At 63.9% G+C, this 15,618-nt stretch carries 13 protein-coding genes; 8 read left to right on the forward strand and 5 right to left on the reverse strand.

The features are described from left to right. Positions 1-39: 39 nt before the first annotated feature. Genes DJ563_RS07530 through fdnG form a run of 5 tightly spaced genes read right to left on the reverse strand, consistent with a single transcriptional unit; the run spans position 40 to position 6,460 of the window. The gene (locus DJ563_RS07530) at positions 40-915 is read right to left on the reverse strand and encodes an AEC family transporter (protein WP_274098429.1); all 876 of its coding nucleotides are present in this window, start codon (positions 913-915) and stop codon (positions 40-42) included. Positions 916-971: 56 nt separating this feature from the next. Then, positions 972-1,883, reverse strand: a complete 912-nt coding sequence (gene fdhE / locus DJ563_RS07535; RefSeq protein WP_274098430.1) for a formate dehydrogenase accessory protein FdhE — start codon at positions 1,881-1,883, stop codon at positions 972-974. After that, complete coding sequence (locus DJ563_RS07540) at positions 1,880-2,515, reverse strand: formate dehydrogenase subunit gamma (protein ID WP_434519175.1); 636 nt, start codon at positions 2,513-2,515, stop codon at positions 1,880-1,882. Before DJ563_RS07540 ends, fdhE begins: the two co-directional genes overlap by 4 nt. Then, positions 2,512-3,396, reverse strand: a complete 885-nt coding sequence (gene fdxH, locus DJ563_RS07545) for a formate dehydrogenase subunit beta (RefSeq protein ID WP_274098432.1) — start codon at positions 3,394-3,396, stop codon at positions 2,512-2,514. Before fdxH ends, DJ563_RS07540 begins: the two co-directional genes overlap by 4 nt. 13 nt (positions 3,397-3,409) lie before the next feature. Then, positions 3,410-6,460: a formate dehydrogenase-N subunit alpha gene (gene fdnG / locus DJ563_RS07550; RefSeq protein ID WP_274098433.1), complete on the reverse strand. Its 3,051-nt coding sequence runs from the start codon at positions 6,458-6,460 to the stop codon at positions 3,410-3,412. A gap of 756 nt (positions 6,461-7,216) precedes the next feature. Here fdnG and DJ563_RS07555 point away from each other — a divergent pair. From DJ563_RS07555 to DJ563_RS07590, 8 genes are all read left to right on the forward strand, one after another. Continuing rightward, positions 7,217-8,506 carry an MFS transporter gene (locus tag DJ563_RS07555; RefSeq protein ID WP_033698075.1) on the forward strand — a complete coding sequence of 430 codons (1,290 nt, stop codon included), beginning with the start codon at positions 7,217-7,219 and terminating at the stop codon, positions 8,504-8,506. Positions 8,507-8,735: 229 nt separating this feature from the next. After that, on the forward strand, positions 8,736-9,047 hold the full coding sequence (locus tag DJ563_RS07560; RefSeq protein WP_434519176.1) for a hypothetical protein: 312 nt from the start codon (positions 8,736-8,738) through the stop codon (positions 9,045-9,047). 48 nt (positions 9,048-9,095) lie between these two features. Then, entirely contained in the window at positions 9,096-9,647 is a 552-nt protein-coding gene (locus DJ563_RS07565; protein WP_434519177.1) for a YbhB/YbcL family Raf kinase inhibitor-like protein, read from the forward strand. A 548-nt stretch (positions 9,648-10,195) separates the two neighbouring features. Then, positions 10,196-11,257 (forward strand): 3-deoxy-7-phosphoheptulonate synthase, encoded by a 1,062-nt coding sequence (locus tag DJ563_RS07570; protein ID WP_434519178.1) that lies wholly within the window; start codon positions 10,196-10,198, stop codon positions 11,255-11,257. 79 nt (positions 11,258-11,336) lie between these two features. After that, positions 11,337-11,618 carry a peptidylprolyl isomerase gene (locus DJ563_RS07575; protein ID WP_186661390.1) on the forward strand — a complete coding sequence of 94 codons (282 nt, stop codon included), beginning with the start codon at positions 11,337-11,339 and terminating at the stop codon, positions 11,616-11,618. Positions 11,619-11,718: 100 nt separating this feature from the next. Further along, positions 11,719-13,518 (forward strand): extracellular solute-binding protein, encoded by a 1,800-nt coding sequence (locus DJ563_RS07580; RefSeq protein ID WP_434519704.1) that lies wholly within the window; start codon positions 11,719-11,721, stop codon positions 13,516-13,518. Beyond that, a complete protein-coding gene (locus tag DJ563_RS07585) occupies positions 13,515-14,573 on the forward strand; it encodes a microcin C ABC transporter permease YejB (RefSeq protein WP_274098436.1) in 1,059 nt (352 codons plus the stop codon). Before DJ563_RS07580 ends, DJ563_RS07585 begins: the two co-directional genes overlap by 4 nt. Continuing rightward, on the forward strand, positions 14,573-15,589 hold the full coding sequence (locus tag DJ563_RS07590; RefSeq protein ID WP_434519179.1) for an ABC transporter permease: 1,017 nt from the start codon (positions 14,573-14,575) through the stop codon (positions 15,587-15,589). Before DJ563_RS07585 ends, DJ563_RS07590 begins: the two co-directional genes overlap by 1 nt. Positions 15,590-15,618 lie beyond the last annotated feature (29 nt).

Genomic DNA, 15,618 nt, shown 5'->3' on the forward strand with positions numbered 1-15,618 from the left:
CGAGCAATACAACTGCCCCCCACAACGTAAACCTGCGCGCTACATCCATGCAGCCAGCACAACCGGCAACCAGGCAAACGACAGCACAGTCGAACACATCACCAGGTTCGCCACCTGCTCGGGCGAGCGATTGGCCCGCACCGCCATCAGGTAGTTGAACACTGCCACCGGCATCGCGGACTGCAGCATCAGCACCGCCCGCTCCAGCGGCTCCATGCCCAGCCCCGCGCCCACGGCCCAACCCACCGCCGCGCCCAGCACGATGCGCAGCCCACCCAACAGGATGCCGCTGCCGACATGCTGCAAGCGGATGCTGGCCAACGATACCCCCAGGGTCAGCAGCATCAGCGGTATGGTCATGCCGCCAAGCAGGTCTGCCGTGTTGGCCAACCAACGCGGCAATTCGAAATCGAGAAAGATGATCGGCATCGCCCCGGCCAGGCTGATCACGATGGGGTTGCGCAGCAACGCCTTGAGCGACGCCGCCGTGCCCGAGATGGCCATGCCGATGGTGAACTGCACGATCGACAGGGTCAGGAAAAACGCCACCGCCAGGGCCAGCCCATGCTCGCCGAAGGCGTACAGGCTGATCGGCAGGCCCATGTTGCCGGTATTGGGGAACATGAACGCCGGCAACAGCACACGCCAGTGTTGGCCCGAGACGCGGCACACCAGCAACCCTGCCAAGGCCATGCCCAACGTGCACAACAGGCAGGCCACTGCCATGCTGGTGAACGCCGTCGGGTCCAGTTCGGTGCGGCTCAAGGTCGACAGCACCAGCGAGGGGGTGCCGACCGTCATCACGATCCTGGCGATGAACTCGGTGGGGTAGTCCAAGCCTTTGCGAGCCCAGGCGAAACCAATGCCGGCAACGATGAACACGGGTGCCAGAACGGCGAACAACGATGCCAGCATGAGCCTTACCTTCCTGGGTTGGGGAAGGCGTCAGTATGCCGCAGTGTTACGCCGCATCAACCCGGAAACAGAAATGGGTTGATGCTGCTACGGGCAAAGCCTTGCCCTTCAAGCTCGGCATCCAGCCGCAGCGTGGCCAGGTCATCGGCGACAGGTTCCAGCGCCGGGTCGTGCTCGTAATAGAACGCCTTGAGGTAGCTTTCGCAGTCGCCGCAGCTTTCTGCCTTGACCGCACTGTCCTGACGCTCCAGCGACCAATAGTCCAGTTTGCCGGTGTGTTCGCAATTGCTGCACTTGACCCGCACCATGTGCCAGCGGCTCTCGCACAGCCCGCAATGCAAATAGCGCAGCCCGGCACGTTTGCCCGTGAGGATGACGCTGGCCACCGGCGCGCTGGCGCATACCGGGCAGAACTGGCGGTGCTCCCCCACTGCCGCGTGGGCATGGGCAGGCAGTGCCGCCGCCAGTTGCACGAAGTACAGCCCCAGGGCGGCCCACAGGAACAGCGCCTGGCCGCTGTCCACTTCGCCATAGCGGCCCTGCAGCAGGTGCTCGGCGCAGGCTTCGCGCTGTTCGTGGCTCAATGCTGCAAGCGCATCCAGCGCGGCGCGTACCGGGCCGCTGGCCTCAGCGCGCAGGTCCTCGATCAACGCTTCGAGCGCTTGCTGCCAGTAACGCGAACGCGGCAACTGCTGCACCGCTAACGGCGCAGCGTCGCCCACCCGCTGGGCAAGGGCCTCAAGCTCGGGCGCAGGCACCGGAAAACGCTCCAGCAGCCGCTGCTGGGCCTGTGCAACGGTGGCGGCGAAGCCCAGGTAATCAGCCTGCTCATGCCCCTCGGCCAGCTGGCGCAAACGCGCTGCGCGCTTGGCGAAGTGCTGACCCAGTTGCGGCAGCAACAAGGCGCTGATAGCGCCCACGCCACCGCTGGGCTGCTCGACCGCCGTCAGTTTGATGCTGCTGCTCATTTCTTCTCACTCTTGTTGCTGATCTGCTGGTACCAGCGATCATGGTGCGACTTGGCCCAGGTACGCGAGACGTAGCCTGTGATCATGCCGCGAATCGAGCCCTTGACCCAGAACGCCAGGTAAGCGTGGCCGATGATCAGCAAGATCAGCGAGATGCCCGCCAGGGCGTGGGTAAACAGGGCAATGCGGATCAGCGGGATGCTGAAGTAGTCGGCAAACCATGGCCGCCAGATGATCACGCCACTGCCCATCAGCAAGGTGATCAGGCCCATGATCCCCCAGAACAGGATCTTCTGGCCGGCGTTGTACTTGCCGATGCGCAGCGGCTGGCTGTGATCGCCCGCCAGCACCTTGTTGACGTTGCGAAACCAGATGGCGTCTTCACGCTCGGGCAGGTTGTACCTGACGAAGCGCACGAACAGGAACATCAGCACCACAAACACCACCACCCCGAAAAACGGGTGAAGGATACGCGCCAGCTGTGGCGTGCCGAACACTCCGTTGAGCCAGTTCAGCGACGGGAAGAACCACGACAGCCCCGACATCGCCACCAGGAAGAAACAGATGACCATGAACCAGTGGCTGGCCCGGTCGATGAAGCGCGTGCGCAGAATCAGTCGGTCCTTGTTCATACCTGGGTCTCCTTTTCGTCTTCCTCGACTTCGTTGGGGCCAACACCGATGTAGTGGAACACCGTGCCCGCCAGGGTGGCGAAGAACGCTGCGGCGGCCACCGGCTTCAGCCAGCCTTTCCAGCCCTCGATGGCGCCGCTGATGCGCGGGTCCGGGTTGAGCTTGTGGTACAGCTGCGGCTTGTCGGCGTGTTGCAGCACGTAGAACACATGGGTGCCACCCACGGCCTGCGGGTCGTAGATGCCGGCACCGGCGAAGCCGCGGCCTTGCAGTTCGCTCACGCGCTCTTCGGCCTGCACCAGCATGTCGGCCTTGCTGCCGAAGTTGATCGCGCCGGTCGGGCAGGTTTTCACGCAGGCCGGTTCCTGGCCGACCGTGACCCGGTCGACGCACAGCGTGCACTTGTAGGCCTTGTTGTCCTTCTTGCTGATGCGCGGCACATCGAACGGGCAGCCGGCCACGCAGTAGCCGCAGCCGATGCAGTGCTCGGACTGGAAGTCGACGATACCGTTGGCGTACTGAATGATCGCACCCGGTTGCGGGCAAGCCTTCAGGCAGCCAGGGTCGGCGCAATGCATGCAGCCATCCTTGCGGATCAGCCACTCCAGCTTGCCGTTTTCGTCCTGGTGCTCGTCGAAACGCATCAGCGTCCAGGTGTCTGGCGTGAGATCGGCCGGGTTGTCGTACACGCCGACGTTGTGCCCGACCTCATCACGCAGGTCGTTCCACTCGTTGCACGCTACCTGGCAGGCCTTGCAGCCGATGCAGATGCTGACGTCGATCAGCTTGGCCACCTCTGCCTGGTGGTCGCGGGCACGGGGCGCGGGGGTGAAGGCGTTGGTCGCCGAACGGCGAATGATGTCTTGGGATTGCAGGGACATGTGCGTCGCTCCGTCAGGCCTTTTCCACGTTCACCAGGAACGCTTTGTATTCCGGGGTGTTGGTGTTGGAATCACCCACGCCTGGGGTCAGCGTATTGGCCAGGAAACCCTTGCGGGTAGCGCCTTCGAAGCCCCAGTGGCACGGGATGCCGATGGTGTCGACCATCTGCCCGGCAACCTCCAGGCGCTGGACCCGCTTGGTGACCACCGCCTTGGCCTTGATGTAGCCGCGCTTGGTGGTCACCCGCACCAGGTCGCCCTGGACGATGCCCTTCTCCTTGGCCAGCACTTCGCCAATCTCGATGAACTGCTCGGGCTGGATGATCGCGTTGAGCCGCGAGTGTTTGGTCCAGTGTCGGAACAGCTCGGTGATCGAATAGGTGGTGGCCACGTAAGGGAACTCCTCACGGCTACCCATGCGCGCCCGGTCGCTTTCGTACAGCCGTGCGGTCGGGCTCTTGCTGACATTGGGGTGCAGCGGGTTGGACACCAGCGGGCTTTCGATCGGTTCGTAATGCTCAGGGAACGGCCCATCGTTCATGGCGCCGACCGAGAACAGACGCCCTACCCCTTCGGGCAGCATGATGAACGGGTTGACGTCGCTGCCGGGCGCGGCGGTAACCGGATAGTCCGGCACATCGCTGCCAGCCCAGCGGCTGCCATCCCAGGCAATGATTTGGCGCTTCGGGTCCCAGGCCTTGCCCTGAGGGTCGGCCGAGGCACGGTTGTAGAGGATGCGGCGATTCTGCGGCCAGGCCCACGCCCAGCCCGGCGTGCAGCCCAGGCCGCTGTCGGCGTTGTCGCGGCGGGCCATCTGGTTGCCGGCTTCGGTCCAGGAACCGGCGAACACCCAGTTGAAGCAGGCGGTACTGCCGTCGTCACGCAATTGGGCGAAGTTGTCCAGCAACTGGCCCTTGCGCAGCACCAGGTTGCCCTTGTCGTCATGCAGGTCGGCCAGGGCGTAGCCGTTGGACTCCTTGGCGACTTCCTCGGGTTCTGGGTCGTAGGGGTTCTTGTAGTCCCAGGCCATATTCAACACGGGCTCCGGGCACACACCGCCCTCGCGGCGATACAGCTCGCGCAGCTTCATGAACAGGTGGCCGAGGATCTTGCCATCGTGCCAGGCTTCACCCGGCGGTGCCGCGCCGGCCCAGTGCCATTGCAGCCAACGGCTGGAGTTGACGATCGAGCCGTTCTCTTCGGCGAAGCAGCTGGAGGGCAGGCGGAAGACCTCGGTCTGGATGGCTGCCGGGTCGACGTCGTTGGACTCGCCATGGTTCTGCCAGAAGCTCGATGTCTCGGTCGCCAGCGGGTCGATGATCACCAGGAACTTGAGCTTGGCCAAGGCCTCGGCAGCCTTGTTCTTGTCCGGGAAGGCCGCGATCGGGTTGAAGCCCTGGGCAATGTAGCCGTTGACCTTGCCTTCGTACATGCGGTTGGAATAGTTGAGCACATCGTAGCTGTCGTCCCACTTGGGCAACCAGTCGAAGCCCCAGTTGTTCTCGTGGGTGGCCTGGTCGCCCCACAGGCTCTTCATCAGGCTGATGAAGAACTTGGGTGTGTGCTGGTAGTAGTTGACCTGCCCCGGCAGCTGGGCGCTGGGGGTGGTTTCCTTGAGGTAGGTTTCAACGCTGGTCTGGTTGTCGGACGGCAGGTTCATGTAACCCGGCAGGCGTTGCGACAACAGCCCCAGGTCGGTATAGCCCTGGATGTTGGAGTGCCCGCGCAGGGCGTTGACGCCGCCACCGGCCATGCCGATATTGCCCAGCAGCAGCTGGATCATGCCCGAGCCGCGGATCATCTGGGCGCCCGTGGTGTGGTGGGTCCAGCCCAGGGCATAGAGGAAGGTCGCAGTCTTGTCCGGTGCGCTGGTGCTGGCAAGGATCTCGCAAATCTGCAAGAAATCGTCCTTGGGCGTACCGCACAACTCGTTGACCCGCTCCGGCGTGTAGCGGCTGACATGCTGCTTGAGCAGGTTGTACACGCACCGCGGGTGGCTGAGCGTCATGTCGCGCTTGGCAAAGCCCTGCTCGTCGAGCTCGTAGGCCCAGGAGCTGCGATCGTAGCGCCGGGTGCCAGCGTCATAACCGCTGAACAGGCCGTCGTCGAAACTGTAGTCGCTGCGCACGATCAGGCTGGCATTGGTGTAGGCACGCACGTACTCATGCTGGATACGGTCGTGGCTGATCAGGTAATTCACCACCCCCATGAGGAAGGTGATGTCGGAGCCGGCGCGGATCGGCGAGTACAGGTCGGCCACCGAGGCGCTGCGGTTGAAGCGCGGGTCGACCACGATCACCTTGGCGCCGTTGCGGATCTTCGCCTCGATCACCCACTTGAAGCCCACCGGGTGCGCTTCGGCGGGGTTGCCGCCCATGATCAGCACCACGTTGGCGTTCTTGATGTCCACCCAGTTGTTGGTCATGGCCCCACGGCCAAAGGTCGGTGCCAGCGCCGATACGGTCGGGGCGTGACACACCCGGGCTTGGCTGTCAGTGCCGAGGATGCCCAGGGCCCGGGTAAAGCGCTGATCGAGCGAGCCGGTTTCGCTGCTGGCCGCCGAGGAACAGAGCATGCCGGTGGACAGCCAACGGTTGACGGTTACGCCCTTGGCGTTCTTTTCGATGAAGTTGGCATCGCGGTCGTCCTTCATCAACCGGGCGATGCGCTCGATGGCATGGTCCCAGCTGATGCGCTGCCACGTGTCCGAGCCTGGCGCGCGGTACTCCGGGTACAGCAGGCGCTGTTCGCTGTGTATATAGTCCACCAGCCCCGCCCCTTTCGGGCACAGCGAGCCCCGGCTGACCGGGTGGTCCGGGTCGCCTTCGATATGGAAGATGCGTGCCTTGGCGTTCTTCGCGCCGTCGCCCAGGCTGTACATGAGGATGCCGCAGCCTACCGAGCAGTAGGTGCAGTTGTTGCGTGTCTCTTTGGCGCGCAACAGCTTGTATTGGCGTGACTGGCTGGCATTGGCCACCGCCGGTGCAAAGCCCAGCGACACGCTGGTCGCTGCCGCCGCCCCGGCCGTGCAAAGTTTGAAAAATTGTCGTCTGCCAAGTGCCATGGGCATCTCCTCATCTAAGCCCGGCTCGGTACCGGGCGAACAGGCGTTACTTATCAACGGGTGTTATCGGCAAGTAGTTCTAGTTGGGTGACGGGCACTAATCGGCGGCAATAGGTATTTGCAGTGCGTTGATATAAACGCAACTTGTTGGCAAACACTAAATGGGCCGTGGCATCACTCGTTTATCAAGGCGCCCCTTGCAGGCCGCGGCCGCCATTGTAGTGGCAGGATGCCGCAGGGACCAATTGACCGGCTTGATCGCTTGATAAGTTTTATCGATCAATACACTGCGATGGCAAATAACTGCATAACTGTATTGATCCAGATCAATAAACGGACTCGGCAACTCGACAACCCCATGAATCAATACGACTAAAGTTATTTTCCCTTACAAATTATTATTAGCAGGCCGTATTCTGGGTGCAGCTGCACTGCCCCTGCGGCGTCTCGTCGCAGGCCAATGCCCCTTGGGCAAATCGATGCAAGCACGTAGAATCGCGCTTCCTTTTCGCCCGTCGCCTTGAACGGTGGCAACCGGCAGCAACGACAGAGTCCGTGCCTGAACACATGAACGCACATGTGAAATAGGCTCAACCCACCCCGCCCGGCCCAGTTCTTCCAAGGCCCAGCGGTTGAGTCTTGCCCAGGTCGCATCCCTCCCAGGCACATCCGTGCAGCCTCTTGGCCCCTTGTCGGGCCATGTCGGCGTGCGCGTCCGAAGAGGCGCTCATTCCGCTCATCCACCTTGAGGTACATATGTCTCCGCGTTTGCTGGCCATGGCGCTGGCGCCCCTGCTCGGGCTGTTTATCATTGCCCTGGGCAACGGCTTCATGTCTTCCCTGACCACCCTGCGCCTGGGCGCTGCCGGTGAATCGGCAACCACCATCGGTATCGTGTCGTCGAGTTACTTCATTGGCCTGACCCTTGGCGCGATCTTCAATGACCGGCTGATCCTGCGCATCGGCCATATCCGCGCCTACACCAGCTTCGCCTCGCTGATCGCTGCAACCATCCTGCTGCAGGGGATGTTCTACGACACGACTTGGTGGTCGATCCTGCGTTTGATCAACGGCTGGGCCGCGGTGGGCGTATTCCTGGTGATCGAGAGCTGGCTGCTGCTGGCCGGCGACGCGAAGATCCGTGGTCGTCTGCTGGCGCTGTACATGATTGCCTTCTATGGCGCTGGCGTGATTGCCCAGGCAGGCCTTGGCGAGATCACTCGCCTGGGCGATACCGCACCGTTCATGCTCGCCGGCATGCTTGCGGCGCTGTCGGTGCTGCCGATCGTGATCCTGCCGCGGGTGTCGCCGCTGCTGGACCAGGTCGAACCACTGAAACCGCGGCAACTGCTGGGGGTCGCACCGTCGGGCCTGGTCGGCTGCTTCGGTTCGGGCGTGGCGATTGCCGGCATCTATGCCCTGCTGCCGCTGTACCTGCAGCGCATCGGCCTGGACGTGGGGGAAGTCGGCAACATGATGGCCTGGGTCATCCTCGGTGCCATGCTGCTGCAATACCCGGTTGGCCGCTGGTCTGACCGCAAAGACCGCCAGGACGTGCTGATTGCCCTGGCCGGGCTGTGCGTGGTGCTGTCGTTGATCACGGTGTTCCTGCCGTCTGAATCGTCATTGCTGCCGGCGATGCTGTTCCTGCTGGGTGGCGGCGTGTTCGCCCTGTACCCGGTGGCGGTAAGCCACGCGGCCGACCGTGCACCGTCCGACGCCCTGGTGCCGATGATCCAGGGCTTGCTGCTGATCAACTCGCTGGGCTCGGCGCTGGCGCCATTGGCGATTTCGCCGATGATGACGTCGTTCGGCGAAGCGGGGCTGTTCTGGGCCTTTGCGGTGGTCAACTTGGGGATGGTGAGCTTCTTCCTGTGGCGCCGTGGCAAGCGCCCGGCGGCGGAGCACCCGGCACCGTTCACCGCTTCGACTACCTTTTCGCCCACCGGCGCGGAGCTGCGGGTGACCGAAGACCTGATGCATGCGGCGCAGGAGCATCCGCCGCTGGAACCCGTGGAAAGCACCCGCCCCGACCCCATCCGCTAATCGCTTTTTGTAGGCGCGGCCTTGCGTCGCGAACGGGCTGCGCAGCAGCCCCGGCAATCTCTGCGGCCAAGCTGAAATCCCGGGGCTGCTGCGCAACCCGTTCGCGACGCAAGGCCGCGCCTACACAAGGCGGGATCCGGGCTGTGCATGACCACCCGTCGCCCGAAGGGCACCGCGCCGGCGCTGCCCGGCCAAAGGAATGACAGATCATCCGCAAGGGAGATACACCATGATCCGCATTCGTCCCCTCTCGCTGTGCCTGGCCCTGGCCTTGGGCGTCATCAGCGGCACCAGCTTTGCCGCCACCGAGCCCACCAATACCGACAGCCACCCGCAGACCGATCAATCCGGCGGCAAGACCGCCGGTGATGACAGCAGCGTCAACAGCCCCGGCAGCGGCCAGGACAACGACAGCAGCAACACCGGCACCAGCAGCGATGCCGCAGACGGCGCCAGTGGCGGTTCCAACAGCACGGGCGAGGCCACAGGCTCGGGGGCTGGCAGCAGCGGCGGCACCGCCGAGGACCAGGACAGCCGTTAAGGCCAGCCTGGACTACACTGCGCCCCATTGCCCTGCCAAGGAATTGTCATGAACATCAAACCGTGGCTGCTCGCAGCCCTGCTGCCGTGCAGCGCACTGGCCGCAGGGCCGGGTTCTGGTGCGCTGTCGATCAGCTCATCGTCGTTCACTGACGGCGGGGTGATCGCCTTGCAACAGGTCGGGCCAGACCCGGCCTGTGGTGCCGGTGAGGAACGCACGCCGCAGTTGAGCTGGGACAACCTGCCCGCAGGCACCCGCTCGCTGGCGTTAGTGATGTTCGACCCCGATGGCGGCAAGGGCCTCGGGGTGGTGCACTGGCTCGCCTACAACATCGACCCGGCCCTGGATGGTTTGAAAGAAGGTGTGGCCGGGCAAACCACCCATGCCGTGACGGTGGGGCGCAATTCCCGCGGCACCGCCAGCTACCGTGGCCCCTGCCCGCCCGCCGGGGACAACCCGCACCACTACGCTCTGACCTTGATCGCCACCGACCTGGCACCCGGCATCCTGCCAGCTGAACTGGACCGCAATGGGCTGCTTGAATTGCTGCAAGGCCATGCACTAGGAGCGCAAACCTTGGTAGGACGTTACGGCCACTGATATTACAGTAAATGATCAGCGCCATAGCATTTACCCATTGAACGGCGCGCCCGATCTGCAGTAAGCTCGGGCTCATTCACTGGAGAGCAACATGCCGAAACACACCTGCAATCACGCCAACCACACCGGTCGCAACCTGCGCCCTGTGCTGGCCGTTGCCGGTAGCATGGCCCCTGCCAGCTTTTATTTTGGGTATTGGTTTAGCCACTAGGCGCCGCTGATACCTACACGGCGCCCACTTACGAGGGGCCGCCGAACATGAGAATACTCAAACCCCCGGTCGGCTCCCCGACCGGGGGTTTTGCTTTTCAGGTCTTTGAACAACACCGATTCATATTGAGGACAGATCCATGAACTACGCCACTTATTACTCCGCAAGCACCTATGCCTGGCGATTTAGCCAATCCCGTTCGGGCCAGCCTGCCGCCTCCGTTCGGTCCCTCAAGGGTGGCAACGCTGCAGACAACACACACTCAACGATCTGTCGAACACCTCGATAGGGCCGACCGCGCGGGCCACAACCCGCCGTCCGCCCAGGGAAAAACGCCATGCAAGCCTCGAACCTCGCCCTGCCCCTGACCCAACCGCAAGCTGCCAACACCACCGTCAGCCAGCGCCTGCCCAGCCCGCACCTGCTCAAGCAGCAAATGCCGCTGACCGCTGATCTCACCCAACAAGTTCATGCCCATCGCCAGGCCATCCGCGCCATTCTCGAAGGCCGCGACGAGCGCCTGCTGGTGGTAGTCGGCCCATGCTCGATCCATGACCCACGCTCGGCCCTGGAATACGCCGACCGCCTGGCCGCGCTGAGCCGCCAGGTGGATGACAAGCTGCTGCTGGTGATGCGCGCCTACGTCGAAAAACCCCGCACCACGGTGGGCTGGAAAGGCCTGGCTTACGACCCGCACCTTGATGGCAGCGATGACATGCATGCGGGTATCGCCCTGTCGCGCGGCCTGATGTTGAACATGATCGAGCGCGGCCTGCCGATTGCCACCGAACTGCTGCAACCGATGGCCGCGGGCTACTTCGACGACCTGCTGGGCTGGGCCGCCATCGGCGCGCGTACCACCGAGTCGCAGATCCACCGCGAAATGGTCAGCGGCCTGGATTTGCCCGTGGGTTTCAAGAACGGCACTGACGGTGGCATCGGCGTTGCCAGCGACGCCATGCGCAGCGCCGCCCACCCGCATCGCCACTTCGGCATGGATGCGCAGGGCTACCCGGCGATCATCGAGACCCTCGGCAACCCCGACACCCACCTGGTGCTGCGTGGCGGCCACAAGGGCCCGAACTACGATGCGGCAAGCATCGCCCAGGCCCGCCAGGGGTTGGCCAAGGTCGGTTTGCAGGCGCGGATCATGGTCGATTGCAGCCATGCCAACAGCGGCAAGGACCCGGCGCGTCAGCCAGCGGTGTTCGAGGACGTGCTGGCGCAGCGCCTGGCCGGTGACCGCTCGATTGTCGGTGTGATGATCGAAGGGCATCTGTTCGATGGCTGCCAAGCCTTGGGCAAAGGCGCTTTGAAGTACGGCGTGTCGATCACCGACGGTTGCCTGGGCTGGGCCGCCACCGAAACGCTGCTGCGCGAGGCTGCACAAAAACTGTAGGAAGCCACCAGCAAGCCTTGCGAGACATTTCCCGAACAAGTGCGCTAGGCTTGCATTTTTACCCTAAGGAGCAGTACCCATGGCCCGTGCCACCGCCCGCCACATCCTGGTCAGCAGCGAAGACAAGTGCAACGAACTCAAGGCCCAGATCGAAGCGGGTGCCGACTTCGCTGAAGTCGCCAAAACCAACTCCACCTGCCCTTCCAGCCGTCAGGGCGGCGACCTGGGCTCGTTCGGCCCAGGCCAGATGGTGAAGGAGTTCGACACCGTGGTCTTCAGCGCGCCGCTGAACGTTGTCCAGGGCCCGGTGAAGACCCAATTCGGTTATCACCTGCTGGAAGTGACCAGCCGTCAGGACTGATGCCACGTTGTTCCTCTGGAACGACGTATCACCTGTAGCAGCACCCGCGTGCTGCTACCGGGGCTTGTATCGCCTGGGCTGGCTGGCATTGGCACTGTGCCTGGCCCAGCCCGCCCACGCCGGCCCCAGCCACGCCTTGACCGTCTATGGCGAAGCCCCCCGCTACAGCGACACCTTCCGCCATTTCGACTACACCAACCCCGACGCCCCCAAGGGCGGCATGCTACGCCGCTCGGCCCTCGAGATTGGCCAGTTCGACCACATTCTGCCGTACATCGACAAGGGCACCGGCGTCAGCGAAGTCGATGGCTGGCTGTACGCGCCGCTGGCCGTGCGCGCGTTCGATGAACCCTACACCGTTTATGGCCTGATCGCCCGGCGCATGGAACGCGGCCCCGAAGATGCCTGGCTGCGCTTCGAGATCGACCCGCGCGCCACCTTCGCCGACGGCAAGCCGGTGCGCGCCGAAGACGTGCGCTTTACCTTCGAGCTGCTGATGCGCAAGGGCAGCCTCAAGTACCGCACGCAGTTCGCCGATGTCGTCGGGGTGACGGTCGAAGGCCCCCATCGCGTGCGCTTCGACTTCAGGCAAGGCCACGGCCGCACCCTGCCGCTGGACTTGGCGAGCCTGCCGGTGCTGCCCGAGCATGACTGGCAGCAGCGCGATTTCGCCAACGGCGGCGGATTCGAGCGGCCGGTGGGCAGCGGCCCGTACCGCATTGGGCCGATCGACAATGGCCGCAGCATCACGTTTGAACGGGACCCCAACTGGTGGGCCAAAGACCTGCCTGTCAGCCGTGGCCGCTTCAACTTCGACAGGCTGCGCATCGAGTACTTCGGCGACACCGAAGTGGCGCGCCAGGTGCTCAAAGGCGGCGGCTACGACTACAACCGCGAATTCTCCGCCACCGGCTACACCCTAGGCTACAACGGCGCACAGCTGGACGACGGCCGCCTGCAGCGGGCACACCTGGGGCCGGCCAAACCGCAAGTCGCCCAAGGTTACGTGTTCAACCTGGACAAGCCGCAGTTCCACGACCGCCGCGTGCGCCAGGCGCTGGGCATGCTCTGGGACTACGAGTGGAGCAACCGGCAGATGATGCGCAACCTCTACATCCGCCAGCAGAGCGTGTTTTCCAACACCCCGCTGGCAGCCCGCAAACTGCCGGACGCCAGCGAGCTGGAACTGCTGGAACCGCTGCGCGGCAAGGTACCTGATGAGGTCTTCACTCGCGTTTTCACGGCCCCGGTTACCGATGGCTCTGGCATTGTCCGCACTCAGCAGTTGCAAGCGCTGGCCTTGCTTGAGCAAGCCGGCTGGCGCCCCGAGGGCGATCGCCTGGTGAACGCCCACGGCGAGCCGCTGGAATTCACCTTCCTCAATGGCCAGGCTGGCCTGGAGCGCCTGCTGCTGCCCTGGAAACGTAACCTGGCGCAGATCGGTGTGACCCTCAACATCCGCAATGTCGACTCGGCCCAGTACGTCAACCGCCTGATGGCCCGTGACTACGACATGATCGTCACCGGCTACCCGGTGACGCTGTCGCCCGGCGCCGAGCTGTACAACTACTTTGGCTCGGCAGCGGCCCACGACCCCGGCTCGAACAACCTGATGGTGCTCCAGGACCCGGCCGTCGACAGCCTGGTCGATGGCCTGGTGCGCGCCAGTACGCAAGCCGACATGCTCCGCCATGCCCATGCCTTGGACCGCGTGCTGCAGTGGAACTACTACTGGATCCCCAACTACTACCCACCCGGCAGTTCCACCCTCTGGTGGAACCGCTTCGGCCTGCCCAAGGTGCAGGCCACCTATGACGAAGGCCTGGACACTTGGTGGGAAGTCAGCCCTACCGCGCTGACCAACGCGCAGATGGCCGAACGCAGGCAGGCCACCCCATGACCGCCTATGTGCTGCGTCGCCTGTTGCTGATCATCCCGACCCTGCTGGCGATTCTGTTGGTCAACTTCGCCATTGTCCAGGCTGCGCCGGGCGGCCCGGTAGAGCAGGCGGTGGCGCGGCTGCAGGGCATCGGCGGCGGCGCGCCAGGCGCGCGCGCCGAAGGGGTGCACAGCGAATCGCGGGCCACCCGTGGCCTGGACCCGAAGCTGATCGAAGAGATCAAGCGCCAGTACGGCTTCGACAAGTCAGCCCCCGAGCGCCTGTGGCTGATGCTCGGCCAGTACGCCCGGCTCGACTTCGGCCAGAGCTTCTTTCGCGGGGCCAAGGTCACCGACCTGATCCTCGACAAGCTGCCGGTCACCTTGTCACTGGGCTTCTGGGCCACGCTCATCACCTACCTGGTGTCTATCCCGTTGGGCATCCGCAAGGCCGTGCGCCACGGCAGCCGGTTCGATGCCTGGAGCAGCGCGCTGATCGTGATCGGCTATGCCCTGCCCTCGTTTCTGTTCGCCTTGTTGCTGATCGTGCTGTTTGCCGGTGGCACGTCGCTGAACTGGTTCCCGGTGCGCGGCCTGGTATCGGAGAACTTCGACCAGTTGAGCCTGCTGGGCAAGGTCGCCGACTATTTCTGGCACCTGGTGCTGCCGGTCGGCGCACTGGTGATCGGCGGTTTCGCCACCCTGACGCTGCTGACCAAAAATGCCTTTCTCGACGAGATTTCCCGCCAGTACGTGGTCACCGCCCGGGCCAAGGGCCTGAGCGAACGCCGCGTGCTCTACGGCCATGTGTTGCGCAATGCCATGCTGCTGGTGGTGGCTGGGCTGCCGCAGGCGTTGATCACGGTGTTTTTCGCAGGGTCGCTGTTGATCGAAGTGATCTTTTCCCTCGATGGGCTTGGGCGGATGAGCTATGAAGCGGCCGTGTCGCGCGACTACCCGGTGGTGTTCGGCACGCTGTTCATCTTTACCTTGGCAGGTTTGTTGATCCGCCTGATCGGCGACTTGTGCTACACCTTGCTCGACCCGCGCATCGACTTCGACACGAGGGCCAACTGATGCTCTCGCCCGTCTCGCGCCGCCGCCTGCAACGCTTTCGCCGCAACCGCGTTGGCTGGGTGTCGCTGTGGCTGTTCGCCGGCCTTTTGCTGCTGAGCCTGGGCGCGGAGCTGGTGGCCAATGACAAACCCTTGCTGCTTGGCTACAAAGGCGAGCTGTACACCCCGGCGCTCAAGCGTTACACCGAGCAGCAATTCGGCGGCCAGTTGCCGTTTCAGCCGGACTACCGCAGTGCCTACGTCCGCCAGCTGATCGACAGCCAGGGTGGCTGGATGCTGTTCGCACCGATCCCGTTCAGTGCCGACACGCCGAACTACGATTTGCAAGTGCCGACCCCCAGCCCGCCCAGCGCAGCCAACTGGCTGGGTACCGACGACCAGGGGCGTGACGTGCTGGCGCGGGTGCTGTACGGCACCCGGGTATCGCTGCTGTTCGCCTTTGCCTTGACCGTGGTCAGCGTGCTGATTGGTGTGACCGCAGGGGCCTTGCAGGGCTATCACGGTGGTTGGGTCGACCTGCTCGGGCAGCGCCTGCTGGAGGTCTGGTCGGGCTTGCCGGTGCTGTACCTGCTGATCATTCTCAGCGGCTTCGTCGAACCGGACTTCTGGTGGTTGCTGGGGATCATGGCGCTGTTCTCCTGGCTGGCCCTGGTCGACGTGGTGCGTGCCGAGTTTCTTCGGGGGCGCAACCTTGAGTACGTCAAAGCCGCGCGCGCGTTGGGGCTGCCCGACAGCCAGGTGATGCTGCGGCACATCCTGCCCAATGCCATGAATGCCACGCTGACGTATGTACCGTTCATGTTGACCGGGGCGATCACCACCTTGACCGCGCTGGACTTTCTGGGCTTCGGCATGCCGGCCGGGAGTGCTTCGCTGGGCGAGTTGGTGACCCAGGGCAAGCAGCACCTGGAGGCCCCTTGGCTTGGGTTTACCGCGTTTTTCGCGCTGGCACTGGTGCTGTCGTTGCTGGTATTCATCGGCGATGCACTGCGTGAGGCGTTCGACCCACGCGGGTAACAGCCGCCTCAGACAGTTTGATCACGTAG

This window comes from Pseudomonas sp. NFX1 (assembly GCF_051123555.1).
Lineage (GTDB): Bacteria > Pseudomonadota > Gammaproteobacteria > Pseudomonadales > Pseudomonadaceae > Aquipseudomonas > Aquipseudomonas capeferrum.

Excerpts from the sequence above, each read along its gene's own strand:
- DJ563_RS07575 (WP_186661390.1), top strand. The coding sequence starts at position 11,337 with ATGGCCCGTGCCACCGCCCGCCACATCCTGGTCAGCAGCGAAGACAAG.
- fdnG (WP_274098433.1), bottom strand. The coding sequence starts at position 6,460 with ATGGCACTTGGCAGACGACAATTTTTCAAACTTTGCACGGCCGGGGCG.
- DJ563_RS07540 (WP_434519175.1), bottom strand. The coding sequence starts at position 2,515 with ATGAACAAGGACCGACTGATTCTGCGCACGCGCTTCATCGACCGGGCC.
- DJ563_RS07560 (WP_434519176.1), top strand. The coding sequence starts at position 8,736 with ATGATCCGCATTCGTCCCCTCTCGCTGTGCCTGGCCCTGGCCTTGGGC.
- DJ563_RS07585 (WP_274098436.1), top strand. The coding sequence starts at position 13,515 with ATGACCGCCTATGTGCTGCGTCGCCTGTTGCTGATCATCCCGACCCTG.
- DJ563_RS07565 (WP_434519177.1), top strand. The coding sequence starts at position 9,096 with ATGAACATCAAACCGTGGCTGCTCGCAGCCCTGCTGCCGTGCAGCGCA.
- fdhE (WP_274098430.1), bottom strand. The coding sequence starts at position 1,883 with ATGAGCAGCAGCATCAAACTGACGGCGGTCGAGCAGCCCAGCGGTGGC.
- DJ563_RS07590 (WP_434519179.1), top strand. The coding sequence starts at position 14,573 with ATGCTCTCGCCCGTCTCGCGCCGCCGCCTGCAACGCTTTCGCCGCAAC.
- fdxH (WP_274098432.1), bottom strand. The coding sequence starts at position 3,396 with ATGTCCCTGCAATCCCAAGACATCATTCGCCGTTCGGCGACCAACGCC.
- DJ563_RS07555 (WP_033698075.1), top strand. The coding sequence starts at position 7,217 with ATGTCTCCGCGTTTGCTGGCCATGGCGCTGGCGCCCCTGCTCGGGCTG.
- DJ563_RS07530 (WP_274098429.1), bottom strand. The coding sequence starts at position 915 with ATGCTGGCATCGTTGTTCGCCGTTCTGGCACCCGTGTTCATCGTTGCC.
- DJ563_RS07570 (WP_434519178.1), top strand. The coding sequence starts at position 10,196 with ATGCAAGCCTCGAACCTCGCCCTGCCCCTGACCCAACCGCAAGCTGCC.